Source organism: Erwinia sp. S43, assembly GCF_016624745.1.
Lineage (GTDB): Bacteria > Pseudomonadota > Gammaproteobacteria > Enterobacterales > Enterobacteriaceae > Erwinia > Erwinia coffeiphila.
Window position 1 is genome coordinate 1 of sequence record NZ_JACVTX010000015.1, and the last position, 26,807, is coordinate 26,807.

Consider the following 26,807-nt stretch of genomic DNA (forward strand, 5'->3'; position numbering starts at 1 on the left):
CATGCGAGAGTAGGGAACTGCCAGGCATCAAATAAAGCAGAAGGCCATCCTTACGGATGGCCTTTTTGCGTTTACGCCGTTCAGAATCCCGCCTGAAGTGACCCTTTTACAACCCAGTAGTCTGCGTTCTCTGTACTGCTATCCAGCGCATAACCCTGCTCTCAGTAAAACCAGCATTCTCACCGATGTTGTTTAAATCAGGGGGCGCTCGACTCATTGAAACCCTCCGGGAATAGTGACAGTGGCGAAGATATCAGCAATAACCGAATGGTTTTTGCACATCGACGGGCCACAGAACATGCTGCCAGGCCGGCCTGCGCACAAAAGATCCCCAGTACTCCCACTCTTTTCACTCAAAATAGACTGTTTATAACAATCAACCTCAAAAGGAAATTGAGGAACAGATGATCGCTTCCAATAAAAGATATGCCATCTACGCCAGCCTGTTGATATTCACCTGTTGGAGTACCGACCTTTGCGCGGAAATTACCCTTTTACAGCAGAACAGAGACAATCCGGACTGGCTGAACAGGCTCAATTTCTCAGTGAATGGCAGTATCCGACCACAGTTCTATGACGTGATGGGCAGCAGTGATAAAGGTTCCTATAAGCGTAATGGTTTCGATGATGGTGATAATCAAACCCGTTTTGGCTTTGCCGCGGACTACTATCTGCGCGATGGCGTAAGTTGGTACACCTACTATGAGTTTGGCCTGAATATGCCCGCGCTGTTCGACTGGAAAAACCATTACGAGGAGGGCAGTGCCTTTACTACCAGGCGCATGCTCTTTACCGGGCTGAAAGCTGATGATATGGGTGAGTTAACCATCGGCCAGCAAACCAGTGTCTACTATGATGTTGTCGCGGCAAAAACTGACCTGTGGGACGACGATATGCTTGCTCAGGCACCAGGAGTCGGCATCAACGGTGCCTATGATGGTTCATACCGTCCGCGCAAGCAGCTGAAGTTTAAAAACAGTTACGGCAGCGTCGATCTGTACGCTGGCTGGCTATTTCCGGACAGTGAATACCTGGTAGGCGATGGTACACGTTACCGACGAAAAGGCGGCGGATCGCTGGGATTTGACTACCATATCGACGACGATCTCAGCCTGGGCATGGCGTGGAATGAAACGCGTGCAACCATCAAGCATCCCGGGGCTGGCGATGATAAAACCTATAATCAACATATTGTGGGTGCAGCCCTTAGCTGGGTACCCGATAACTGGACCTTCGCCGTGGGCGGTGGCTGGTATAAAAACTTCCTGCAAACAGAATCCACCCGTACGAATAATTACTTTGCCGGTAGCGCATGGGGTATTGAATATTACGCCGGCTACAGCTTCAATATCGATCGCGCAGGGCTTAAAACCGTACAGCCGTTCTTTATGGGTGACCGACTGGAATACGCCAGCGGCAGAAATTATAAGCGCATCGACAACGGGTTAGGTCTCCTGCTGGCCTTTGCCTGGGGTTTCAGCGTTGACTATGAGCATATGTTTACCTCCAGCACTGACAGGCAGGGCGATGTGAACTTTGTACGTCTGAGCTACGACTTCTGAGTTTCCCCTCCAGCCAGCTTTGAACGCACATTGTCGTGATAATACGCAACGGTATCCGCTGGCTACCCCTCACCCTGAAACATTTTCAACTATCATATGAACAACTCGACTTTTGTTATGCATCACGCTATCTTCAGGCATCTGGATGTCTAAACGTATAAACGTATGTAGTGAGGAAGTTGACCATGCCGATCAGGGTACCTGATGAATTACCAGCCGTGAGTTTTCTGCGCAATGAGAACGTCTTTGTTATGACGTCAACTCGTGCCAGCACTCAGATGATCCGTCCCTTGAAGGTGCTGGTACTAAATTTGATGCCGAAGAAGATCGAAACTGAAAATCAGTTTTTGCGTCTGCTTTCCAACTCGCCGCTACAGATTGATATTCAGCTGCTGCGCATCGACAGCCGTGAGTCCCGCAACACGCCCAGCGAGCACCTGAATAACTTCTACTGCAATTTCGAAGATATTAAACACGATAACTATGATGGGCTGATCGTCACCGGTGCACCGCTCGGACTGGTCGATTTCTGCGATGTTGCCTACTGGCCGCAGATCCAGCAGGTCCTGCACTGGGCACGGGAGCACGTGACCTCTACGCTGTTCGTCTGTTGGGCGGTACAGGCCGCGTTAAACATCCTCTACGGCATTCCGAAGCAGACGCGGGAAAACAAATTATCCGGCGTATTCGAGCATCAGATCCTGCATCCGCATGCGCTGCTGACGCGAGGTTTTGACGATACTTTCCTGGCGCCTCACTCACGCTATGCCGATTTCCCGGCGCAGATCCTGCGTGATTACACCGATCTGGAAATCTTTGCCGAATCTGAAAAAACCGGTGCTTATTTGTTTGCCAGTAAGGATAAGCGCCTGGCCTTCGTAACCGGGCACCCGGAATATGATGCGCTGACGCTCTCGGGTGAATATCATCGCGACTACGACGCGGGATTAAATCCTGAAATCCCCTACAATTACTTCCCGCAGGACAACCCCGAGCTTCCACCCAGCGCGAGCTGGAGAAGTCACGGCAACCTGCTGTTTTCAAACTGGTTAAACTACTATGTCTACCAGATCACACCATTCGATCTGCGCCATATGAACCCAACGCTGGACTAGTTTTACCTCACCCGATCTCACGTCTCTACGCTAAGCTGACTCCTGCGATCGGGTGGATCTCCACCCTCATTTCTATGCCACTCCCCCAACTTTAATCCAATCTCTCCAGTTGCGATCTGCTGAATCGATCCCTGCTATCACACCTAAAAATCATGATGAAAACACCTTCTTATCTTTAAGTATTTTTATTGTCATATAAATCAATTAATTGAATTAATTTTGTAATTAAAATGGAAATAGTTTTTGATTTTGAAAATTAACTGTTTATATTTTGATCCTGCGGGTTAAAGATTGTCCACTTAACGATCGTCACGCCAGGCGGACGAAACTGACAGGAGCAGGGGTATGACACAACAGCTAATCAGCGCGGAACTCACCTTCCAGCGCCAGCCTGGCCAGCAGGAACGCGAAATTCTTACGGATGCCGCGGTCGATTTCCTTACCGAACTGGTGACGCGCTTCACGCCAAAGCGCAATGCGCTGCTGGCGGAACGCGCGAAAACTCAGCGTAAAATCGATGCCGGTGAGCTGCCTGATTTTATTTCGGAAACGACTTCCATTAAAAATGATGACTGGCAAATTCGTGGCATCCCGCAGGACTTACAGAACCGTCGGGTGGAAATTACCGGCCCCGTTGAGCGCAAGATGGTGATCAATGCCCTGAATGCCAACGTCAACGTGTTTATGGCCGACTTCGAAGATTCACTGGCTCCGAGCTGGGATAAAGTGATCGCCGGACAGATCAACCTGCGCGATGCGGTTAACGGCACCATCAGCTACAGCAATGAAGCGGGGAAGATCTACCAGCTGAAGCCCAACCCGGCGGTGCTGATCTGCCGCGTGCGTGGCCTGCATCTGCCGGAAAAACACGTCACCTGGCGGGGAGAGCCGATCCCGGGCAGCCTGTTTGACTTCGCCCTCTACTTCTTCCACAACGTCGAGGCTCTGCTGGCGAAAGGCAGCGGCCCCTATTTTTACCTGCCGAAAACGCAGACGTATCAGGAAGCCGCCTGGTGGAGTGAGGTATTCAGCTATGCCGAAGATCGTTTCGATCTGCCGCGCGGCACCATTAAGGCGACTCTGCTGATCGAAACCTTGCCGGCGGTATTTCAGATGGATGAGATCCTCTGGAGCCTGCGCGATCACATCGTAGGTCTGAACTGCGGGCGCTGGGATTACATCTTCAGCTACATCAAAACGCTGAAAAATCACCCTGACCGCGTGCTGCCCGATCGGCAGTCGGTCACCATGGATCAGGGCTTCCTGGATGCCTATTCACGGCTGCTGGTCAAAACCTGTCACCGCCGTGGCGCATTTGCCATGGGGGGCATGGCGGCCTTTATTCCGAGCAAAGATGCGGAACGGAACGAGTGGGTGCTGAACAAGGTGAAAGCGGACAAACAGCGCGAAGCCAGCAACGGCCACGACGGCACCTGGATCGCCCATCCCGGCCTGGCGGATACGGTGATGGCGGTCTTTAACCAGACGCTGGGCGACGAGCTCAACCAGCTACACGTCACGCGTGAACAGGACGCAGCTATCACCGCCGAACAGCTGCTGGCCCCGTGTAACGGCGAGCGCACCGAAGAAGGAATGCGCGCCAATATTCGCGTGGCGGTGCAATACATCGAGGCCTGGATTAACGGCAACGGCTGCGTACCGATCTACGGGCTGATGGAAGATGCCGCTACGGCAGAAATTTCCCGCACCTCCATCTGGCAGTGGATACGCCACGGCAAAACCCTGCAAAGCGGTGAAGTTGTGACCGAAGCACTGTTCCGCAAAATGCTGACCGAAGAGATGCTGGTTATCCGCGAAGAGCTCGGCGGCCAGCGCTTCGAGCAGGGCCGCTTTGAAGAGGCCGCCGCATTAATGGAGCGCATCACGACCGAATCCGAACTGGTTGAATTCCTGACCTTACCTGGCTACCGCTTACTTCCCTGAACCTGACAAGGAACATTGCCATGACCTCACGTACCCAACAGATCCAACAAATCGAACAATCCCGACGCGATGCACGTTGGGAAGGCATTACCCGCCCTTACAGCGCGGAAGAAGTGGTGAAACTGCGCGGCTCGGTGAATCCGGCCTGTACGCTGGCGCAGAACGGCGCTGAGAAACTGTGGGCGCTGCTCAACGGCGGCGCGAAAAAAGGCTACGTTAACAGCCTCGGCGCGCTGACTGGCGGCCAGGCACTGCAACAGGCGAAAGCCGGCATCGAGGCGATTTACCTCTCCGGCTGGCAGGTGGCCGCCGACGCGAACCTGGCCTCGAGCATGTACCCGGACCAGTCACTCTATCCGGTGAACTCTGTACCGTCGGTGGTGGAACGGATTAACAACAGCTTCCAGCGTGCGGATCAGATCCAGTGGGCCAATGACATCGAACCGGGCGATCCGCGCTACGTGGATTATTTCCTGCCGATCGTCGCCGATGCGGAAGCCGGTTTTGGCGGCGTGCTGAACGCCTTTGAGCTGATGAAATCAATGATTCAGGCCGGTGCGGCCGGGGTCCACTTCGAAGACCAGCTGGCCTCGGTGAAGAAGTGCGGCCATATGGGCGGTAAGGTGCTGGTGCCAACCCAGGAAGCCGTACAGAAGTTGGTTGCCGCGCGGCTGGCTGCGGATGTGATGGGCGTGCCAACGGTGCTGATCGCCCGCACCGATGCTGACGCTGCCGACCTGATTACCTCCGACTGCGACGAGTACGACCGTGAATTCGTTACCGGCGAACGCACCCAGGAAGGGTTCTATCGCACCCGAGCTGGGATCGAGCAGGCGATTAGCCGTGGGCTGGCCTATGCGCCGTATGCCGATATGGTGTGGTGCGAAACCTCAAAGCCGGATCTCGACCAGGCGCGCCGTTTCGCCGAAGCGATTCACGCCCGCTTCCCGGGCAAGCTGCTGGCCTATAACTGCTCGCCGTCGTTTAACTGGAAGAAGAATCTTGATGACCGCACCATCGCTCAGTTCCAGCAGGCGTTGTCGGACATGGGCTACAAATACCAGTTCATCACTCTGGCGGGCATTCACAGCATGTGGTTCAACATGTTTGACCTCGCACAGGCCTACGCGCAGGGCGAGGGGATGCGTCATTACGTGGAAAAAGTGCAGCAGCCGGAATTTGCCGCCATCGACAAGGGCTACACCTTCTCTTCCCACCAGCAGGAAGTCGGGACCGGCTACTTTGACCGCGTGACCACCATTATTCAGGGCGGCAGCTCTTCCGTCACCGCACTGACCGGTTCGACCGAAGAAGATCAGTTCTGATAAACGGGCGGGCTATCCGGCCCGCCACACATGTTTAGCCGGTTGATGAGGTGCACGATGTCAGAGAGGGAAACGCTGATAGCCCAGACTATCCTGCAGGGGTTCGATGCGCAGTATGGTCGCTTCCTGGAAATTACCGCCGGTGCCCAGCAGCGCTTCGAACAGGCTGACTGGCAGGCGGTACAGCAGGCGATGAAAGCGCGTATCCATCTTTACGATCACCACGTCGGGCTGGTCGTTGAACAGCTGCGCTGTATTACCGGCTCGCAGTCGGAAGACCGTGATGTTCTGCAGCAGGTGAAAAGCATTTACACCGGTCTGCTGCCGGATTATCCGCGCTTTGAAATTGCCGAAAGCTTTTTCAACTCTGTTTACTGTCGTTTGTTCAGCCATCAGGCGCTGACGCCGGAACGGCTGTTTATTTTCAGCTCCCAGCCGGAGCGGCGTTTTCGTACGATCCCGCGGCCGCTGGCGCGGGAGTTCAGCGCCTCGGCGGGCTGGCAGCCGCTTCTCAACCGTCTGCTGCACGATCTTCCGCTGCGTCTGCCGTGGCAGGATCTGGCAAGGGATATCACTTTTATCATCAGCCACCTGCGGGAAAACTTCAGCGAAAGCGATCTACAGCAGGCAACGTTACAGGTCGCCAACGAGCTGTTTTACCGCAATAAAGCGGCGTGGCTGGTGGCCAAACTGCGCACGCCGTCAGGGGTTTGCGCATTCCTTTTGCCGATTCACCGCAGCGACGCGGGCGAGCTGTTTATTGACACCTGCCTGACCCGCAACCGCGAAGCCAGTATCGTCTTTGGCTTTGCCCGCTCTTATTTCATGGTGTATGCGCCGCTGCCCGCCGCGCTGGTGGAGTGGCTGCGCGAGATCCTGCCGGGGAAAACCACCGCCGAGCTGTATATGGCGATTGGCTGCCAGAAACACGGCAAAACGGAAAGCTACCGGGAATACCTCAACTACATGTCCGCCACCCGCGAGCAGTTTGTTATCGCCCCTGGCGTGCCGGGCCTGGTGATGCTGGTGTTTACGCTACCGGGATTTGACCGGGTGTTTAAGGTCATTAAAGACACCTTCGCGCCGCAGAAAGACGTCACGCCGCAGCGGGTGCGCCAGTGCTACCAGCTGGTCAAAGAGCACGATCGCGTGGGCCGCATGGCCGACACCCAGGAGTTTGAAAACTTCGCCATTGAGCAGGCAAGGCTCAGTCCGGATCTGCTGGCCGCCCTGTGGCGCGAGGTGCCGGAAAAACTGCAGCAGCAGGGGGAGATGCTCATCATCGGCCATTTGTATATGGAACGACGCATGACCCCACTCAACCTGTGGCTGGAGCAGGCGGATGACCAGCAGCGGCACGATGCGATAGAAGAGTACGGCAACGCGGTAAAACAGCTGGCGGCGGCCAATATTTTCCCCGGCGATATGCTGTATAAAAACTTCGGTGTTACCCGCCACGGGCGCGTGGTGTTCTACGACTACGATGAAATCAGCTATATGACCGAAGTGAACTTCCGCGACATCCCGCCGCCGCGCTACCCGGAAGACGAGCTGAGCCACGAGCCGTGGTACAGCGTGTCGCCGGAAGATGTCTTCCCGGAGGAGTTCCGCCACTACCTCTGCGCGGACCCGAAGATAGCGCTTTTGTTTGACGATATGCACGCGGAACTGTTCCGCGCCGATTTCTGGCGCGGGTTACAGCAGCGGATACGCAACGGGCATATTGAAGATGTCTTTGCCTACCGCCGCCGGCAGCGCTTTTGTCAGCGTTACGGCGACGGCCTGCTCGGACAGGCAAGTTGAAAATCAGGTGTAGAAGTAGCGCACCACGTGGAAAAATACCGGCGCGGCGAAGCAGAGTGAATCAATGCGATCCATCATGCCGCCGTGTCCCTCCAGCATCGCGCCGAAATCTTTCACCCCGCGATCGCGCTTGATCGCCGACATGCACAGGCCGCCCAGGAAGCCCAGCAGGGTGATCAGCAGCGAAATCAGAAACGCCTGCCACGGTGCGAAGGGCGTTATCCACCACAGCCCCATACCGACCAGACTGGCGCTGAGGATGCCGCCCACAAAGCCTTCGACCGTTTTATTCGGGCTGAGCTTCGGCACAATCGGGCGCTTGCCCCACAGCTTGCCGAATACATACTGCAGCACGTCGGAAATCTGCACCACAATCATCAGGAACAGCAGCAGCTTGATATTCTGCTGCTCATAGCCGGGGATCTGCAGCATCAGCAGGGCCGGAGCGTGGCTGATGCAGTAAACGGCAATCATCATGCTCCACTGAATTTTGGCCGCGCGCTCCAGGAAGTGGCTGGTATCCCCCGCCAGCGCCAGCCGGGCCGGAATAAACAGCCAGGCATAAACCGGAATCAGGATAACGAACACGCCGTACCATTCGATACCGACCAGCAGATACTGCAACGGCAGGATGATAAAGAAGCACCAGAACAGCGCCTCATGATCGCTGCGGCGCGTCGGCAGCAGGGTGACACACTCCCGCAGCGCATAGAACGACATCAGCATAAACAGCACCGTCGACCCGATAGGGCCAAGCGTCATCGCCAGCACGGAGATGATGCACATCACCCACCAGGCGCGAATACGCGCGTTCAGATTGGCGATGGTGTCATTCTGCTTAAACTTCGCCAGCACGCCGCCAATAATGCTGGCCACCACCAGCAGACCAAACAGGCCGCACAGCAGCCAGCTCAGTTCAGAATCCCAGATTTTCATGGTGCGATCGCCTCCAGTGCGGCTTTGGTCCTTGCCAGAAAGGCCTGTTTATCTTCGCCTTCTGTGACGCCAGGCAGCGGCGTACCGAAGGTGGCGCTACAGATAATCGGCACCACCAGCCGCGAGCCTTTTGGCAGCACCCGGTTCAGGTTATCCAGCCACACCGGCACCAGTTCAACCTGTGGATAGGCTTTGGAGAGATGGTAAAGGCCGCTCTTAAAGCTGTTGAGCTGCTCGCCACTGCCGCGCGTGCCTTCGGGAAACAGGATCAGCGAATGCTGGCCATCCAGCGCCTGCTTCAGCGGCAGCAGCACGTCTTTGCTCATCGATGAGCTGATTTCTTCACGGTCCGGTACGGGCAGGATCGCATCCTCTGCCGGTTTCGCCCCCCGCTCCCCGGCAGGGCGGCGCTCAACCAGCACCGCGCCGAAAATCCGCAGCGCCAGATAGCGCCGCAGGCGGGAACCCAGCCAGTAATCCGCCGCCGCTACCGGGTGAACCCGCGTGCGCATCTGCGGTGGCAGGCTGGCCCAGATCACCAGGCCGTCGAGGTGGCTGCTGTGGTTGGCATAGTAGATGCGGGTTTTTTCTGGCTCCGGCTCGCTGTGCCAGCGGGAGCGGATGCCGGTGAGTAAGCGGCAGACGGTGACCAGCAGTGAACTGACCAGGCGGCGATCGAGGGATAAGCGTGATTCAGGCATCGCTCAGCGTCCTCCCGCTGTCTGAAGAGGACAAAGACCGTGCAGAAACCCGTATCTGTCGCAGTTTGTCCATACAAATTGGTTGGTACTGAACATCCTTATCCATTTAAAACCCTCAGCGTTGAAAAACAATCAATAGACGGTCTGGCGTGCGGTCAGTGGCTGCCGCCGTATTCGCGGGTGATCTCTTTTGCCGCTTTGATTACCATCGCGCCGATCTCGGTGACGCGATCGTCGGTGATACGGGAAATCGGGCCGGAGATCGACAGCGCGGCAAACGGTTCGCGATGCTCGTCGTAAATACAGGCGGCAACGCAGCGTAATCCCAGCGCATGCTCTTCATCATCAAAGGAATAGCCCGCTTTACGCGTCTGCGCCAGGTTATCCTTCAGGCTCTGCGGCGACATCAGCGTTTTTGGCGTGTAGTGATGCAGCCCCTGGCGATGCAGCAGTTCGGTCACCTGCTTCTCATTGAGGTTGGCGAGGAACGCCTTGCCTGCGCCGGAAGCGTGCATCGGCAGCTTGCCGCCGATCGGGGCCGACATGCGCATCAGCTGGGTACACTGGACCTGATCGATAATCACCGCCTGATGATCGCTGAGATCCAGCACCGCCAGGTTCACCGTTTCACCGGACTCCTCCATCAGCCTGCGCAGCATCGGATGCACCAGCGCCAGCAGGTTGCGGCTTTGCAGGAAGCTGCTGCCCACCACAAACGCGTGCGCACCGATAGTCCACAGACCTAAATCACCCACCTGGCGCACAAATCCCTGCTGCTGCATGGTGGTCAGTAATCGGTGCGTGGTGGAGTTGGGCAGCCCGGCCTGCTGGGCCAGTTCGGTCAGCGCCACGCTGCCGTGCGATTCGGCAATGAACTCCAGCAGCTTCAGGCCGCGGGTTAGCGACTGAACCTGGCCAGCAGGTTGTGCTGCCTGGGCGCTGGCAGTACGAGGTTTTTTGCCGCGTTTAACTGGGACGGGGGTAGCCATATCTGAGTCCTTTATTTTTCACCATATGGAAATCATTTTCGTTTTATTGGCTAATAATGCAACGCGTTGCGATCTGGTCGGATCAGTCTGCCGATTGGCTGAAAATGTCTCATCAGCCGCCGCTGTTACCCGCACAGAAGTTGTGCCAGTATGACCTGCTGGCAGTGGTGCCATCAGTGACGAGTGAAGGGGCTGGGTTGTGAGCAACAGAATTGAAGCGCTGCATCAGCAGCTGGCAAAACGCATTATGCTGCTGGACGGCGGTATGGGGACCATGATCCAGAGCTACCGGCTGGAAGAAGGTGATTTTCGCGGTACGCGCTTTGCCGACTGGCCCTGCGATCTGAAAGGCAACAACGACCTGCTGGTGCTGACCAAACCGGAGGTGATTAGCGCGATCCATCACGGCTATCTCGCCGCCGGTGCGGATATCCTCGAAACCAACACTTTTAACTCCACCACCATTGCCATGGCCGATTACCAGATGGAATCGCTGTCGGCAGAAATCAACTTCGTGGCGGCAAAGCTGGCGCGTGCCTGCGCCGACGAATGGAGGGCAAAAACGCCGGATCGTCCACGTTACGTCGCCGGGGTATTAGGCCCGACTAACCGTACCTGCTCGATTTCGCCGGACGTTAACGACCCGGCCTTCCGTAACGTCACCTTCGATCAGCTGGTGGAAGCCTACCGCGAATCGACCCGCGCGCTGGTGGAGGGCGGTGCAGACATCATCATGATTGAAACGGTGTTCGATACCCTGAACGCCAAAGCGGCGATATTCGCCGTACAAACCGAATTCGAGGCGTTGGGCGTGACGTTGCCGCTGATGATCTCCGGCACCATTACCGATGCCTCCGGCCGAACGCTCTCCGGCCAGACTACGGAAGCCTTCTATAACTCCCTGCGCCACGCGGAGCCGCTCTCCTTCGGCCTGAACTGCGCGCTGGGGCCGGACGAGCTGCGCCAGTACGTCGCCGAGCTGTCACGCATCGCCGAAGGCTACGTGACCGCTCACCCGAACGCCGGTTTGCCTAACGCCTTTGGTGAATACGATCTGGATGCCAAAACCATGGCGGAGCAGATCGGTGAATGGGCGCGGGCCGGGTTCCTGAATATCGTTGGCGGCTGCTGCGGCACCACGCCGGAGCATATCGCTGCAATGGCGGCAGCGGTCGAAGGCGTGGCCCCACGCCCGCTACCGACCGTGCCGGTGGCCTGTCGTCTTTCCGGGCTGGAGCCGCTGAACATCAGCGGCGATACGCTGTTTGTTAACGTCGGTGAACGTACCAACGTTACCGGCTCGGCGAAGTTTAAGCGGCTGATCAAAGAAGAGAAGTACAACGAAGCGCTGGATGTCGCCCGTCAGCAGGTGGAAAGCGGCGCGCAGGTGATCGACATCAATATGGATGAAGGGATGCTCGACGCCGAAGCGGCGATGGTGCGTTTCCTTAACCTGATCGCCGGCGAGCCGGATATTGCCCGCGTGCCGATTATGATCGACTCCTCAAAGTGGGAGGTGATCGAGAAAGGGCTGAAGTGCATCCAGGGCAAAGGCATCGTGAACTCCATCTCGATGAAGGAAGGCATCGAGCCGTTCCTGCATCATGCCCGGCTGGTGCGCCGTTACGGTGCCGCGATGGTGGTGATGGCGTTTGATGAAGTTGGCCAGGCGGATACCCGCGCACGCAAAATCGAAATCTGTCGCCGCGCCTACAAGCTACTCACCGAAGAGGTCGGCTTCCCGCCGGAAGATATCATCTTTGACCCGAATATCTTCGCCGTGGCGACCGGCATTGAAGAGCACAATAACTACGCGGTGGACTTTATCGGTGCCTGTGAGGACATTAAGCGCGAACTGCCGCACGCGATGATCTCCGGCGGCGTGTCCAACGTGTCGTTCTCCTTCCGCGGCAACGACCCGGTGCGCGAAGCCATTCACGCCGTATTCCTCTATCACGCTATCCGTAACGGTATGGATATGGGCATCGTTAACGCCGGTCAGCTGGCGATTTATGACGACCTGCCCGCCGACCTGCGTGAAGCGGTCGAGGACGTGGTGCAGAACCGTCGCGACGACGGCACCGAACGCCTGCTGGAGCTGGCGGAAAAATACCGCGGCAGCAAAGCCGATGACGACAGCAACAAGCAACAGGCCGAGTGGCGCGGCTGGGAAGTGGCTAAGCGTCTGGAATATTCACTGGTGAAAGGCATCACCGAGTTTATTGAAGAAGATACCGAAGCCGCTCGCCAGCTCTCGGCCCGGCCGATTGAGGTGATTGAAGGCCCGCTGATGGCCGGGATGAACGTGGTCGGCGATCTGTTTGGCGAAGGCAAAATGTTCCTGCCGCAGGTGGTGAAATCCGCCCGCGTGATGAAGCAGGCGGTGGCTTATCTGGAACCCTATATCGAGGCCAGCAAAGAGAAGGGCAGCAGCAACGGCAAAATCGTGCTGGCCACGGTGAAGGGCGACGTGCACGACATCGGTAAAAACATCGTTGGCGTGGTGCTGCAGTGTAATAACTACGAAATTATCGATCTTGGCGTGATGGTGCCGAGTGACAAAATCCTGAAAACCGCCCGCGAGGTTAACGCCGATATCATCGGTCTGTCCGGGCTGATCACGCCGTCGCTGGATGAGATGGTCAACGTGGCGAAGGAGATGGAACGCCAGGGCTTTACCCTGCCGCTGCTGATCGGCGGAGCGACCACCTCGAAGGCGCATACGGCGGTGAAAATCGAGCAGAACTACAGCGGCCCGACGGTCTACGTGCAGAACGCCTCGCGTACCGTTGGCGTGGTGTCGTCCCTGCTGTCGGCGACGCAGTACGACGATTTTGTCGCCCGCACGCGGAAAGAGTACGACACGGTGCGCATCCAGCACGCGCGTAAAAAACCGCGCACGCCGCCGGTCAGCCTGCAGGCGGCACGCGATAATGCATTTACGTTTGACTGGGAAAACTACACCCCACCGCCAGCGCACCGGCTGGGCATAAGCGAAGTGAGCGCTAACATCGAAACGCTGCGCAACTACATCGACTGGACGCCGTTCTTTATGACCTGGTCGCTGGCGGGGAAATATCCGCGCATTCTGGAAGATGAAGTGGTGGGCGAAGAGGCGAAGCGCCTGTTTGCCGACGCTAACGCCATGCTGGACCAGCTCAGCGCCGACGGCACGCTCAATCCGCGCGGCGTGGTGGGGATTTTCCCGGCTAACCGCGTGGGGGATGACGTTGAAATCTACCGCGATGAATCACGTACCGAGATTCTGCAAGTGAGTCATCACTTACGTCAGCAGACAGAGAAAACGGACTTCCCGAACTACTGCCTGGCCGATTACGTCGCACCGAAGTCCAGCGGTAAAGCCGACTATCTTGGTGCATTTGCCGTCACCGGCGGGCTGGAAGAGGATGCGCTGGCCGAGGCGTATGACGCGCAACACGACGACTACAACAAAATTATGATTAAAGCGCTGGCCGACCGCCTGGCGGAAGGCTTTGCCGAATACCTGCATGAGCGGGTGCGTAAGGTGATCTGGGGCTTTGCCGCCACCGAGAACCTGAGCAACGAGGAGCTGATCCGCGAGAACTACCAGGGCATCCGCCCGGCACCCGGCTACCCGGCCTGCCCGGAACACACCGAAAAAGCCACGATCTGGCAGCTGCTGGATGTGGAAGCCCGTACCGGCATGAAGCTCACCGAATCCTTCGCCATGTGGCCGGGTGCGGCGGTGTCCGGCTGGTACTTCAGCCACCCGGACAGCAAATACTTCGCCGTGGCGCAGCTGCAGCGCGATCAGATTGAGGATTACGCGAAGCGTAAAGGGATGTCGGTCAGCGAGGTGGAGCGCTGGCTGGCACCGAATCTGGGCTACGACGCGGACTAATCCACCTCAACGGCAATATACAGCGCGTCATAGCGCCAGTATTCGCAGTCGCAGTCTATCACCCGGTCGTGCTGGTCACGGTTAATTCGGGTGATAAACAGTGCCGGGCTGCCCGCCGCCACCTTGAGCGCCGGTGCGGCGAAGTCCGGCAGCGGCGCGGGCAGCATGGTGAAGCCCACTCGGCCATAGCAAATGCCGTACTCTTCCTGATAAAGCTGAGTCAGCGAGCGCGTTAGATCGTGCTCCAGCAACTGCGGGAAATAGCGCGGATTCAGATAGTGTTCCACGTACAGCACCGCACGCTCATCAATCCGACGCAGGCGGCGAATACGGTAAACCTTCTCACCCTCCTGCATCTCCAGCCGCGCCGCCAGCCCGGCCTCCGCGACCACCGTCTGCGCATCCAGCACCTCGGTCCGTGCGCTGCGCCCCTGGCGCTCGGCCATGGCGTGAAAGTGGCTGCGCAGCAGCGGATCGTAGGCCAGCCTCGGTGGGGCGATAAACCAGCCCCGGCGCAGTTCGCGATAAATCATCCCTTCTGCTTCCAGCTGGCCCAGCGCCTCGCGCAGCGTAATGCGGGTGGTGGAGAACTGCTCGCTCAGGATGCGCTCGGCGGGCAGGCGACCGCTGTCGGCGAAGTCGCCCTGGCGAATACGCGCAGCCAGCGACCGGCAAATGACATCCACAGTTAATGATTTCATCACATCAGAGCCTCAAATTGGTGCGAGTCTGCACATAAATCGCGCGTAAATCGCCTTGCCGTACCGCTTACGATCCTGGCAGGAGTTGCTGGTCTAGTCCACAGCCAGCGGGCGCTGTCATAAAACATTCACTGTACCAGGTTAGATTGGCTCGGTTCTTGCTGGACTAGTCCAGAAGGCCATTAACCCTATCACCTGGAGCATTAGTATGAAATCTTTGTTCGCATCCGTGTTAGCCAGTGCCATCGTTGTGTCGTTTTCGGCCAGCAGCTGGGCTGCCGACGCCGATCTGGCGGCGCTTGAAAAATCCGCCCGTGCGGAAGGTCAGGTCAACAGCGTCGGTATGCCAGACAGCTGGGCTAACTGGAAAGGCACCTGGGAAGATATCACCAGCAAGTACGGGATTAAACACAGCGACACCGACATGTCTTCCGCACAGGAAATTGCCAAATTCGCCGCTGAGAAAAGCAACGCCAGCGCCGATATCGGTGACGTAGGCGCTTCATTCGGCCCGCTGGCCGTGCAGAAGGGCGTAACCCAGCCGTACAAACCGAGCACTTGGGATCAAATCCCTGACTGGGCGAAGGATAAAGACGGCCACTGGGCGCTGGCCTATACCGGCACCATCGCTTTCATCATCAATAAAGACCAGGTGAAGGATATCCCGCACAGCTGGGCTGACCTGAAAAAAGGCAAATATGTTGTCACCATCGGCGACGTCGGCATCGCGGCACAGGCGGCGAACGGCGTGCTGGCGGCAAGCTACGCGCTGGGCGGTAACGAGAAGAACCTGAAACCGGCGCTGGACTTCTTCAGCGATCTGGCGAAAGAAGGCCGTCTGGGCGTGACCGATCCGGTGATTGCCAATATCGAAAAGGGCGAAATCCAGGTGGCCGTGGTTTGGGACTTCAACGGTCTGAACTACCGCGACCAGATCGACCGCAACCGCTTTGAAGTGGTGATCCCATCCGACGGTTCTATCACCTCCGGCTACACCACCATCATCAACAAATTCGCTAAACACCCGAACGCCGCCAAGCTGGCGCGTGAATACATCTTCTCCGACGCTGGTCAGATCAACCTGGCTCGCGGTTACGCGCGCCCGATCCGCGCCGAGCATCTGACCCTGCCGGAAGACGTGCAGGCCAAACTGCTGCCGTCAAGCGAGTATAAAAACGCGCATCCGATTGCCGACCAGGCCGCCTGGGATAAAGCCTCGAAAGCGCTGCCGCGTATGTGGCAGGAAAACGTCATCATTAACATGAAGCAATAAGGTCACAAGATGAAAACGATTCTGGTAGTGCTGGACGGGCTGAATTTTCAGGTTGCACGTGATGCGATGGGCTATCTTCATGCGGAATGTGCGCAGGGTAACGGGCAGCGCTACCAGATCACCTGCGAGCTGCCGTCGCTCTCGCGCCCGCTGTATGAGTGCATCCTCACCGGCATTACGCCGGTGAAAAGCGGCATTATTCACAACGGCGTCAGTCGCCTGAGCACGCAGCAAAGCATTTTTCACTATGCCCGTGAGGGCGGCCTGACCACCGCGGCGGCCGCCTATCACTGGGTCAGCGAGCTGTACAACCGCACGCCGTTTGTCCCCGCCCGCGACCGCCATACGGCAGACAGCGATCTGCCGATTCAGTATGGCCACTTTTACTCGGATGACGTTTATCCCGATTCGCACCTGTTTGAAGACGCCGAAAGCCTGCGGGTAAACCATCAGCCCGACTTTCTGCTGATCCACCCAATGAACATTGACGACACCGGGCACAAGCACGGTTTCTCTTCCCCTCAGTACCGCAACCGCGCGCGGATGGCCGACGGCTATCTGTCGCAGTGGATGCCGGAGTGGCTGCGCCAGGGCTATCAGGTGATCGTCACCGCCGACCACGGTATGAACGATGACCGCAGCCACGGCGGCACCCTGCCGGAAGAAACGCAGGTACCGCTGTTCGTCTTCGGTTCCGCATTTTCCCTGCGTGAAGACGCCGCGCCGAAGCAAACCGAGCTGTGCGGCACGGTGTGCCAGATCCTCGGCGTGCCGCACGATAAGCCGGTCTGTGTGCCGCTGTTGCGTTCGGGGGAGCTGGCATGACGAAAGGAAAGGGGCTTGCGCTGCTTTGCCTGCTGCCGTTTGCGGTGTTCTATATCGCGTTTCAGATAGCACCGCTGGTCTGGATTGCAGTTAACAGCTTTTACAGCGAAATGAACGAGGCCTGGGGATGGGCCAATTACACCGACATCCTCACCTCAACGTTTTACCAGCAGGCGATACGCTTCTCGCTGGATATCTCATTCTGGTCGAGCGTCTACGGCCTGATTATCGCGCTGCTGGGCGGCTATTCGCTGCACCAGCTCGGCGGCGGCAGGCTGCACCGTTTTCTGATGTCCTTTACCAACATGACCAGTAACTTTGCCGGTGTGCCGCTGGCGTTTGCCTTCGTGATCCTGCTCGGTCTGAACGGCTGCCTGACGCTGCTGATGCGTAAATACGAAATCATGCAGGGCTTTAAACTTTACTCTACCGACGGGCTGATTGTGGTGTACACCTGGTTCCAGATCCCGCTGGGCATCCTGCTGCTCTATCCGGCGTTTGACGCGCTGAAAAAGGAGTGGCAGGAGTCGGCCGCGCTGCTCGGTGCCAGCCGCTGGCGCTACTGGCGGCACATCGGCCTGCCGGTAATGGCTCCGACGCTGGTGGGCACCTTTGTGATCCTGCTGGCGAACGCGCTGGGCGCCTACGCCACGATTTATGCGCTGACCACCGGCAACTATAACGTCATTCCGGTACGTATCGCGGCGCTGGTCTCCGGCGACGTTTCGCTCGACCCTAATATGGGCAGCGCGCTGGCGATGCTGCTGGTGGTACTGATGTCGATCATCACCGTGGTTCATCAGTGGCTGGTGCGCCGCAGCTACCAGTACGCGCGCTAAGGCAGGAGGAACAATGTCGAAAAGTGAATACGTTTATCACCGGATTATCGTCTGGCTGGTGTTTGTTATCCTCGCGCTGCCGCTGGTGGCCACGCTGTTCTACGCGCTGGCAACCCGCTGGGGCGCAACCATTCTGCCGGACGGCTTAACCCTCAAGTGGTTGATCCAGCTGTGGAGCGACCCGCGTTTTCTGGTGGCGCTCTGGCATTCGCTGCTGATTTGCCTCGGCTCGCTGCTGTTCTCGCTGCTGCTGGTGCTGCCGACGATGTTTGTGATCGCTTACTACTTCCCGAAGCTCGACGCGGTAATGAATATCCTGATCCTGCTGCCGTTTGCTATTCCGCCAGTAGTCTCTTCGGTAGGGCTGCTACAGCTTTACTCATCGCCGCCGCTGATGTTGACCGGCACGCCGTGGATTCTGATTGGCTGTTACTTCACCATCGCGCTGCCGTTTATCTACCGCGCCATCGCCAACAATATGCAGGCGATTAATCTGCGTGAGCTGATCGATGCCGCCCACCTGCTGGGTGCCAGCACCTGGCAGGCCGCGCTGCTGGTGGTGCTGCCTAACCTGCGCAAAGGGGCGACGATTGCCGTGCTGCTGTCGTTCTCCTTCCTGATCGGTGAGTTTGTCTTCGCTAACCTGCTGGTCGGCACCAGCTATGAAACGCTACAGGTTTACCTCTATAACGTGCGTAACAGCAGTGGGCATTTCAGTAGCGCGCTGGTGATCTCCTATTTCGTCGTTGTCCTGCTGGTCACCTGGCTGGCCAATACCCTGAATCGTGAACGAGGCTGAAGATGTCGTATTTGAATGTGACCCAACTGAATAAGAGCTATGGCCCGACCAGCATCTTTCAGGATATTGAATTCAGCGCGGAAGAAGGTGAACTGGTGACGCTGCTGGGGCCCAGCGGCTGCGGCAAATCGACGCTGCTGCGCTGCATCGCCGGGTTAACCTCCGTCGACAGCGGCCGCATTCTGCTGAAGGGCGAGGATATCGTGCCGGTCACGCCGCAGAAGCGAGCCATCGGCATGGTGTTCCAGAACTACGCGCTGTTCCCGAATATGACCGTTGAGCGCAACGTCGCCTTCGGCCTGAAAATGCAAAAGCTGCCCGCCGCCGAGATCCAGCAGCGGGTGGCGGACGCGCTGGAGCTGGTGGAGCTGAAGGATTTCGCCCGCCGCTATCCGCATCAGCTCTCCGGCGGCCAGTGCCAGCGCGTGGCGCTGGCACGTTCGCTGGTGACCCGTCCTCGCCTGCTGCTGCTGGACGAACCGCTGTCGGCGCTGGATGCGCGTATCCGCCGCCATCTGCGCGATCAGATCCGCCGCATTCAGCAGGAGCTGAATCTGACCACGCTGTTCGTCACCCACGATCAGGAAGAGGCGCTGACGATGTCCGACCGGATTGTGCTGATGAACAAAGGCAAAATTGTGCAGAGCGGCAATGCCGAGGCGCTGTACACCCAGCCAGCGGATCTGTTCGCTGCCGGATTTATGGGTAACTACAACCTGATCAGCCCCGAGCAGGCATTGCAGCTGACCGGCCAGCGGTTCAGTGGTCAGGTCGCTATTCGCCCTGAGTCGATGATGCTGTGCCCGCCGGACCAGGGGATTCCTGCATCGGTGATTAGCCACAGCCTGCTGGGTAACGTCATTCGCTACCGCGTCCAGGCCCATGATGTTGAGCTGCTGGTGGATGTGCTCAACCGCTCGGTGGATGATTTACATCCGGCCGGTTATCAGGTTGGGCTGGTGCTGGATAAACAAACGATGCGGGAAGTCGCCTGATATCACGCTGATAAAAAAGATTTTTTCTGTATATCGGCTAAACTAACAACTGTGAGACGCAAAGCACATACCGCTTTGCGTTTGATATTGTTACAGACGTTGTGAGGTCGATATTCGGTGTTAACCCTGTTAAATCTTCTTTCTGCCGTGGCACTGCTGGTGTGGGGAACCCACATTGTGCGTACCGGCATCATGCGCGTTTACGGTGCTGATTTGCGTCGGGTGCTCAGCCGCAGCGTGGAAAAAAAACCGATGGCGTTTCTCGCCGGGATTGGCGTCACCGCGCTGGTTCAGAGCAGTAACGCCACCACGCTACTGGTGACTTCATTTGTCGCCCAGAATCTGGTTGGGCTGACGCCTGCACTGGTGGTCATTCTCGGCGCAGACGTCGGGACGGCGCTGATGGCTCGCATCCTGACCTTCGATCTCTCCTGGCTGTCGCCGCTGTTTATCTTCTTCGGCGTGGTATTTTTCCTCGGCCGCAAGCAGACTCGCGCCGGCCAACTTGGCCGTGCCAGCATTGGCCTTGGGTTAATCCTGCTGGCGCTGCAGCTGATCGTGGCTGCTGCCGCGCCAATCACCCAGGCGTCCGGAGTGAAGGTGCTGTTCTCTTCGCTGACCGGTGATGTGATGCTGGATGCGCTGATTGGCGCGGTGTTTGCCATTATCAGCTACTCCAGCCTGGCGGCGGTGTTGATCACCGCCACGCTGACCGCCACCGGGGTGATTTCGTTTAAGGTGGCGCTGTGCCTGGTGATCGGGGCTAACCTCGGCAGCGGGCTGCTGGCGATGCTGAACAACAGTACGTCAAACGCCGCCGGGAAACGCGTGGCTCTCGGCAGCCTGCTGTTTAAATTTATCGGCTCGCTGATGGTGCTACCGTTTGTCGATCTGCTGGCAGAGTGGCTGGCGAAATTGCCGGTCAGTGATGAAGAGCTGGTGATTTTCTTCCATGTTTTCTACAACCTGATCCGCTGCCTGATTATGGTGCCGTTCGCCGAACCGATGGCCGCACTCTGTAAACGGCTGATCCGCGAAGAGCCTGAAAACGACCTGCGGCTGAAACCAAAGCATCTGGATACCAGTTCGCTGGATACCCCGGCGCTGGCGCTGGCGAATGCCGCCCGCGAAACCCTGCGTATGGGGGATGTACTTGAGCAGATGCTGGCGACCTTCGGCAAGGTGATTCACGGCGAGCTGCGAGAGGATCGGGAGATCCGCAGACTGGATGACGATGTCGACGTGCTGTACACGGCGATCAAGCTTTATCTGGCACAGATGCCGAAGGAAGATCTGCCGGAAGAGGATTCGCGGCGCTGGGCGGAAATCATCGAGATGGCGCTGAACCTGGAACAGTCCGGGGATATTCTGGAACGTATGAGTGGCGATGTGGCCGACAAATCGCTGAGTGCGCGGCGGGCTTTTTCCGTTGAAGGCATGCAGGAGCTGGACGCGCAGCTTGAACTGCTCACCAGCAATCTGCGCCTCAGCCTGTCGGTGTTCCTCTCCCGCGATCTGACCAGCGCCAAACGTCTGCGCCGTTCTAAACATCGTTTCCGCATCACTAACCGCCGCTATTCCCATGCGCACGTCGACCGTCTGCACCAGCATAACGTGCAGAGTATCGAAACCAGTTCGCTGCATTTGGGGCTGCTGGGTGATATGAAACGCCTGAACTCGCTTTTCTGTGCGGTGGCCTACAGCGTGCTGGAACAGGCGGATGATGATAAAGACGATGAGTGATGTCGCTGCTGGTTCGGTGCCGGGGATTGCTGCCAGTTCGGTGTCTGGCGTATCGGTGCCGGGCGGGTTCGCGGACTCGGCGTGAACACGTCCGTGTGGCCTCGATTCGCGCGTCCCTGCGCTCAACGGTCCTCGAACCCGCCCGGCACCGATTGCCCGCAGATCCGGAAGGCGCTGTAGGTTAAAAACCGTCACGGTCGCCCGGGCACGGAGCCGAAGCGGCTCAATACCCGTAACGGTCGCCCGGGCCACCAATACAAAGCCGAATTACGGCTTCTTCTTATCCTTAATCGCCTTACCCGACCAGTATCCGGCCAGCAGCGAACCTGACAGGTTGTGCCAGACCGAGAACAGCGCGCCCGGCAGGGCTGCCAGCGGGGAGAAGTACAGCTTGCCGAGCGTGGCCGCCAGACCGGAGTTCTGCATGCCGACTTCCAGCGCCAGCGTACGGCAGGTGGACTCATCAAAGCCAAACAGCTTACCGCCCCAGTAGCCGCCCAGCAGGCCAATGGCGTTATGCAGGATCACCGCGATAATCACGACCAGGCCGACTGAACCAATAAAGCTCTGGCTGCCCGCGACCACCGCGCTGATAATCAGCAGAATACAGACCATCGAAAACGCCGGCAGATACGGTTCCACGCGCTTCACTAATCCGTTCATGGTGTGGTGAATAATCAGACCCAGGCCAATCGGTACCACCACGATTTTCACGATGCTGAGCAGCATGCCCACGACATCAACCTGAATATGCGTATCCACGTAGAACTTGGTCAGCAGCGGGGTGGCAAACACGCCAACCAGCGCGGAGACGGAAGAGATGGTCACCGACAGCGCCACATCGCCCTTTGCCAGATAGATCATCACGTTTGACGCCGTACCGCTCGCCACGCTACCCACCAGAATCATCCCGGCAGAAAGATCGGGTGGCATATTAAATAATTTTGCCAGCGCCCATGCCGCCAGCGGCATTACCAGGTAGTGCAGGAAGGTTCCGGCGATGACCGGTGCCGGGCGGGTCAGCACGCGCTTAAAATCATCCACGTTCAGTGTCACGCCCATGCCAAACATAATCAGCATCAGCAGGTAAGTGACGTAAGGCCCGATGCCGGTAAAGGTGGTCGGCGTGTAATAGGCGGCGACGGAGAGCAGGACTGCCCAGAGGGGGAACAGTCGGGTAACAGTAGCAAGCATAGAAAAGCATCCTTTTAACCCCTGGATCTCCACAGCAGCTCTGGCGGTATAAGCCGATTCAAAAACCGGCAGCGATGTTCCGCCAGCCGTCGCAGAAAGGAGAGTGGGGCGTTTAATGTTGTGTTATTTAACTGAAAATTTGCCATAGCACAGCCGTATTTACCGGAACGAGGAAAATACGACCCGCCGCATCATAGCATCAAAAAAAAGGAGTGTCGGGCCAGCTGCGACTGGCCCGATGAGAGGTTACTCGAACAGATTGCGGTGCAGCGCCTGCACCACTTGTTCAGCGTCCTGGCCCGGCACCAGGAAGCACAGGTTATAGCTGCTGGCGCCGTAGCAGATCAGGCGCAGGCTAAACGGTTCCAGCACGCTGAAGACGTCTTTACCGACGCCGCAGGCTTTGGACAGCTCGTTACCGATAATCGCCACCAGGGCCAGATTCTCTTCCACTTCCACGCGGCACAGCGAGGAAAGCTCGGTCAGCAGCGCCTGCGTCAGCAGGCTGTCGCCGGTTGAGGTCGAACCGGTGGTGTCCAGCGTCAGCGCCACGCTCACTTCTGAGGTGGTGATCAGATCAACGGAGATATTGTGACGCGCCAGGATATTAAACACCTCGGCGAGAAAACCGCGTGCGTGCAGCATATTCAGGCTGGTCAGGGTCAGCAGAGTCTGCTTGCGGCGCAGCGCCAGCGCGCGGAACAGCGGTGGATTTTCGGTTTTATTGCTCACCATGGTTCCGCCCGCGGACGGATCTTTGCTGGAGCCAACAAATACCGGAATATCACTGCGTACCGCAGGCAGCAGCGTGGCCGGATGCAGGATTTTCGCACCGAAGGTGGCCATCTCTGAGGCTTCTTCGAAGGTAATCACATCAATGCGTTTCGCTGCGGGCACCACACGCGGATCGGTGGTGTAGATACCCGGAACGTCGGTCCAGATATCCACGCGGCCAGCGTGCAGCGCTTCGCCCAGCAGCGCAGCGGTATAGTCGCTGCCGCCGCGGCCCAGGGTGGTGGTCCGGCCTTTTTCTTCGCTACCGATAAAGCCCTGGGTGACGATCAGCGCTTCGGCAATACGCGGTTTAAGCTGTGCAGCGGCCAGCTCGGCAAGCGTGGCCACTTCCGGTTCGGCGCGGCCAAAGCGGTCGGTGGTGCGCATCACTTTACGTACGTCAAACCACTGAGCGGTGACTTCACGCTCACGCAGGATTTCCACGAACAGCAGGGTGGACATCAGCTCGCCGTGGCTGACCAGCTCATCGGTCAGAGCGGCAGAGGTCGCCAGCGCGGCACCTTCGGCCAGCGTGGCAATATTGTCCAGCATGCGGTCGATCTCTTCACGGATCACCTGGCTCTGCTTCAGTTCATCCAGAATGGCGTACTGAATACGACGAATATCGTCCAACAGCGCGGCGCGCTGCTCCAGCGGCTGGCCTTCAGCCAGAGCAACTAAAAGATTGGTTACGCCCGCAGAGGCGGAAAGGACCACCAGACGAACGTCAGGATTGGATAACACCACATCGGCGCTGCGGTTCATAGCGGCAAAGTCGGCAACGCTGGTGCCGCCAAATTTTGCCACAATTAAATTCTGGGACATGACTATGACTACCTCGTGACAGGTTTTAACTTTCAGCCTTGGCACAAGGAAAGAGCAGAAACGGGTCAGACGTAGAAAGGGACAACTACGAGTCACCCAGAAGCGCTCCACCTTGTGGCACGTTCGACTGCGAACGTTACAGGTGACAACTCAGAGGATTCAGCCCCTGCAGTCGATACGCCCCACTCCGCGTGGTTAATACCTCGGCGTCGCTCCCCCTGATGTGTAATCAATGGATACGGGTCCTCACACACACTGCCTGGGCGACGCGCCTCTTCTGGCTTGCGCGCACATGCACGCGTTTTCAGGCGTGTAGAAATATCGGGTTATGGCGCTGGTGTCAACGCCGGGAGGCTGATGATTATTCATTTTCCTTATTACCCCAGTCGTATCAATCTTACTAATCATCCGTGGCTAAAAAAACGCCGCCTGTTGGCACCATCGATGTTTATAAGCACGGTACGGGCTGTAAATTTTTTTCTTTCATCGTCATACTGAAATGCTTAGTGTGAATCATCCTCACCGACAGAATGCGAAATAGCGCCCGGGCAAACCGCAGTTTTTCCGCTGTTGATAGCCGAAACCTGTTACAGGAAAAGGGGGAGTCGATCCCCGCAAACAGGTACGATGTTGTCCGGTCTGATTTACGATTCTTAAATAAAAAGAGTGTGTTGCTATGAAAAATATCAATCCGACACAAACCGCTGCCTGGCAGGCACTGCAGCAGCATTTTGAACAAATGAAAGACGTTCAGATTGCTGACCTTTTCGCCAGGGACAACAACCGGTTTGCCGCGTTTTCCGCTACCTTTGACGACCAGATGCTGGTCGACTTCTCCAAGAACCGCATTACCGCTGAAACGCTCAGCAAGCTGCAGGCGCTGGCAAAAGAAACCGAACTGCAGGACGCGATCAAATCGATGTTCTCCGGTGAGAAAATCAACCGCACCGAAGATCGCGCTGTACTGCACGTTGCCCTGCGTAACCGCAGCAACACCCCGATCGTGGTAGATGGCAAAGATGTGATGCCGGAAGTGAACGCGGTGCTGGCGAAGATGAAAAGCTTCTCCGAACGCATTATTAGCGGCGAGTGGAAAGGCTTCACCGGTAAAGCGATCACCGACGTGGTGAATATCGGCATCGGCGGTTCTGACCTGGGGCCATTTATGGCGACCGAAGCGCTGCGTCCGTATAAAAATCATCTGACCATGCACTTCGTTTCCAACGTGGACGGCACGCATATCGCCGAAACGCTTAAAGGCCTGAGCCCGGAAACCACCCTGTTCCTCGTGGCGTCTAAAACCTTCACTACTCAGGAAACCATGACCAACGCCCATAGCGCGCGCGACTGGTTCCTGACCTCCGGTGAGCAGGGCGACGTGGCGAAGCACTTCGCGGCGCTGTCTACCAACGGTAAAGCGGTGGCGGAGTTCGGTATTGATACCGACAACATGTTTGAGTTCTGGGACTGGGTTGGCGGACGCTACTCACTGTGGTCGGCGATCGGCCTGTCGATCGTGCTGTCCATCGGCTTCGATAACTTTGAGAAGCTGCTGAGCGGCGCGCACGCTATGGACCGCCACTTCGCCGATACGCCAGTGGAGAAAAACCTGCCGGTGCTGCTGGCGCTGATTGGTATCTGGTACAACAACTTCTTCGGCGCTGAAACCGAAGCGATTCTGCCGTACGACCAGTATATGCACCGTTTTGCTGCCTACTTCCAGCAGGGCAACATGGAGTCCAACGGTAAGTACGTTGACCGCAGCGGTAACCCGGTTTCCTACCAGACCGGCCCGATTATCTGGGGCGAGCCGGGCACCAACGGCCAGCACGCGTTCTACCAGCTGATCCACCAGGGCACCAAGATTGTTCCATGTGACTTTATCGCTCCGGCGATCTCGCATAACAAACTGGGCGATCACCACAGCAAGCTGCTGTCTAACTTCTTCGCGCAGACCGAAGCGCTGGCGTTTGGTAAGTCGCGTGATGTGGTGGAGAAAGAGTTCGCCGATGCCGGTAAAGCCGCCAGCGCCGTTGAGCATGTGGTTCCGTTCAAAGTGTTTGAAGGTAACCGCCCAACCAACTCCATCCTGCTGCGCGAAATCACCCCGTACAGCCTGGGTGCGCTAATTGCCCTGTATGAGCACAAGATCTTTACTCAGGGCGCTATCCTGAACATCTTCAGCTTCGATCAGTGGGGCGTGGAGCTGGGTAAACAGCTGGCGAACCGTATTCTGCCAGAGCTGGAAGATGGTAAAGACGTCAACAGCCACGACAGTTCGACTAATGGCCTGATTAACCGCTATAAATCCTGGCGTTAATCTTTCGCCCTGCGAGCTGAAACCCCCGGTTATTCGGGGGTTTTTTTATTGTTTATCGCCAGCCTGCTCTGCGCCGGCATTGTTGCCATACCCACCCGTAACGCCGACAACCTCGATTTTTGCCTCTCATCTACCCTGAGGTTTTTCCTGAAAACACTGAAAGTTCATCTTTGGTGGGTGAGATTAATCCTAAAAAAATCGAGCGAAAATCTATTATTTCACTGAATTACATAAGAAAAAAATGACAATAACGTTATGATT

19 protein-coding genes and 1 riboswitch are annotated in these 26,807 nt (G+C 57.3%); of the genes, 13 read left to right on the forward strand and 6 right to left on the reverse strand.

Features of this window, described 5'->3' with window-relative positions; genetic code table 11:
* The first annotated feature begins 404 nt into the window (after nt 1–404).
* From IBT47_RS16980 to aceK, 5 genes are all read left to right on the forward strand, one after another.
* On the forward strand, nt 405–1,562 hold the full coding sequence (locus tag IBT47_RS16980) for a porin (RefSeq protein WP_200561648.1): 1,158 nt from the start codon (nt 405–407) through the stop codon (nt 1,560–1,562).
* A gap of 185 nt (nt 1,563–1,747) precedes the next feature.
* The gene (gene metA, locus IBT47_RS16985; RefSeq protein ID WP_105595775.1) at nt 1,748–2,677 is read left to right on the forward strand and encodes a homoserine O-succinyltransferase; all 930 of its coding nucleotides are present in this window, start codon (nt 1,748–1,750) and stop codon (nt 2,675–2,677) included.
* 345 nt (nt 2,678–3,022) lie between these two features.
* The gene (aceB, locus tag IBT47_RS16990) at nt 3,023–4,621 is read left to right on the forward strand and encodes a malate synthase A (protein ID WP_200561650.1); all 1,599 of its coding nucleotides are present in this window, start codon (nt 3,023–3,025) and stop codon (nt 4,619–4,621) included.
* A gap of 20 nt (nt 4,622–4,641) precedes the next feature.
* Nucleotides 4,642–5,946, forward strand: coding sequence for an isocitrate lyase (aceA, locus tag IBT47_RS16995; RefSeq protein ID WP_200561652.1), 1,305 nt, complete (start codon nt 4,642–4,644; stop codon nt 5,944–5,946).
* A gap of 57 nt (nt 5,947–6,003) precedes the next feature.
* Nucleotides 6,004–7,749, forward strand: coding sequence for a bifunctional isocitrate dehydrogenase kinase/phosphatase (gene aceK / locus IBT47_RS17000; RefSeq protein ID WP_200561655.1), 1,746 nt, complete (start codon nt 6,004–6,006; stop codon nt 7,747–7,749).
* Between the two features lie 3 nt (nt 7,750–7,752).
* Here aceK and IBT47_RS17005 read toward each other — a convergent pair whose 3' ends face one another.
* The 3 genes from IBT47_RS17005 to iclR form a co-directional block, all read right to left on the reverse strand.
* Nucleotides 7,753–8,685, reverse strand: a complete 933-nt coding sequence (locus IBT47_RS17005; RefSeq protein WP_105595779.1) for a phosphatidate cytidylyltransferase — start codon at nt 8,683–8,685, stop codon at nt 7,753–7,755.
* Entirely contained in the window at nt 8,682–9,386 is a 705-nt protein-coding gene (locus IBT47_RS17010) for a 1-acyl-sn-glycerol-3-phosphate acyltransferase (RefSeq protein WP_200561657.1), read from the reverse strand. The genes IBT47_RS17005 and IBT47_RS17010 overlap by 4 nt, the downstream gene beginning before the upstream one ends.
* A 155-nt stretch (nt 9,387–9,541) precedes the next feature.
* Nucleotides 9,542–10,375 carry a glyoxylate bypass operon transcriptional repressor IclR gene (gene iclR / locus IBT47_RS17015; protein WP_105595781.1) on the reverse strand — a complete coding sequence of 278 codons (834 nt, stop codon included), beginning with the start codon at nt 10,373–10,375 and terminating at the stop codon, nt 9,542–9,544.
* A gap of 199 nt (nt 10,376–10,574) precedes the next feature.
* Between iclR and metH the strand changes: the two genes are divergently transcribed.
* Entirely contained in the window at nt 10,575–14,258 is a 3,684-nt protein-coding gene (gene metH / locus IBT47_RS17020; protein WP_200561660.1) for a methionine synthase, read from the forward strand.
* Here metH and IBT47_RS17025 read toward each other — a convergent pair.
* Nucleotides 14,255–14,959: a UTRA domain-containing protein gene (locus IBT47_RS17025; RefSeq protein WP_105595783.1), complete on the reverse strand. Its 705-nt coding sequence runs from the start codon at nt 14,957–14,959 to the stop codon at nt 14,255–14,257. The two genes, metH and IBT47_RS17025, sit on opposite strands and share 4 nt — an antisense overlap.
* A gap of 208 nt (nt 14,960–15,167) precedes the next feature.
* Here IBT47_RS17025 and IBT47_RS17030 point away from each other — a divergent pair, with 208 nt between their 5' ends.
* The 6 genes from IBT47_RS17030 to IBT47_RS17055 all read left to right on the forward strand — a co-directional run bounded on the left by IBT47_RS17030 (nt 15,168) and on the right by IBT47_RS17055 (nt 21,433).
* Entirely contained in the window at nt 15,168–16,232 is a 1,065-nt protein-coding gene (locus IBT47_RS17030) for an ABC transporter substrate-binding protein (RefSeq protein ID WP_200543015.1), read from the forward strand.
* Nucleotides 16,233–16,241: 9 nt separating this feature from the next.
* Nucleotides 16,242–17,057 carry an alkaline phosphatase family protein gene (locus IBT47_RS17035; RefSeq protein ID WP_200561662.1) on the forward strand — a complete coding sequence of 272 codons (816 nt, stop codon included), beginning with the start codon at nt 16,242–16,244 and terminating at the stop codon, nt 17,055–17,057.
* Nucleotides 17,054–17,896, forward strand: a complete 843-nt coding sequence (locus IBT47_RS17040) for an ABC transporter permease subunit (protein ID WP_200561664.1) — start codon at nt 17,054–17,056, stop codon at nt 17,894–17,896. The genes IBT47_RS17035 and IBT47_RS17040 overlap by 4 nt, the downstream gene beginning before the upstream one ends.
* A 13-nt stretch (nt 17,897–17,909) precedes the next feature.
* Nucleotides 17,910–18,695 carry an ABC transporter permease gene (locus IBT47_RS17045; RefSeq protein ID WP_105595787.1) on the forward strand — a complete coding sequence of 262 codons (786 nt, stop codon included), beginning with the start codon at nt 17,910–17,912 and terminating at the stop codon, nt 18,693–18,695.
* A gap of 2 nt (nt 18,696–18,697) precedes the next feature.
* Nucleotides 18,698–19,690: an ABC transporter ATP-binding protein gene (locus IBT47_RS17050; protein ID WP_200561666.1), complete on the forward strand. Its 993-nt coding sequence runs from the start codon at nt 18,698–18,700 to the stop codon at nt 19,688–19,690.
* 117 nt (nt 19,691–19,807) lie between these two features.
* Nucleotides 19,808–21,433 (forward strand): Na/Pi cotransporter family protein, encoded by a 1,626-nt coding sequence (locus tag IBT47_RS17055; protein ID WP_105595789.1) that lies wholly within the window; start codon nt 19,808–19,810, stop codon nt 21,431–21,433.
* 267 nt (nt 21,434–21,700) lie between these two features.
* Here IBT47_RS17055 and panS read toward each other — a convergent pair whose 3' ends face one another.
* Both panS and lysC read right to left on the reverse strand, forming a co-directional pair.
* Nucleotides 21,701–22,627 (reverse strand): ketopantoate/pantoate/pantothenate transporter PanS, encoded by a 927-nt coding sequence (gene panS, locus IBT47_RS17060; RefSeq protein ID WP_105595820.1) that lies wholly within the window; start codon nt 22,625–22,627, stop codon nt 21,701–21,703.
* A 246-nt stretch (nt 22,628–22,873) separates the two neighbouring features.
* On the reverse strand, nt 22,874–24,226 hold the full coding sequence (lysC, locus tag IBT47_RS17065) for a lysine-sensitive aspartokinase 3 (protein ID WP_105595821.1): 1,353 nt from the start codon (nt 24,224–24,226) through the stop codon (nt 22,874–22,876).
* A gap of 92 nt (nt 24,227–24,318) precedes the next feature.
* Nucleotides 24,319–24,511: riboswitch (Lysine riboswitch) on the reverse strand.
* Between the two features lie 391 nt (nt 24,512–24,902).
* Between lysC and pgi the strand changes: the two genes are divergently transcribed.
* Complete coding sequence (pgi, locus tag IBT47_RS17070; RefSeq protein ID WP_200561667.1) at nt 24,903–26,546, forward strand: glucose-6-phosphate isomerase; 1,644 nt, start codon at nt 24,903–24,905, stop codon at nt 26,544–26,546.
* Nucleotides 26,547–26,807: the final 261 nt, after the last annotated feature.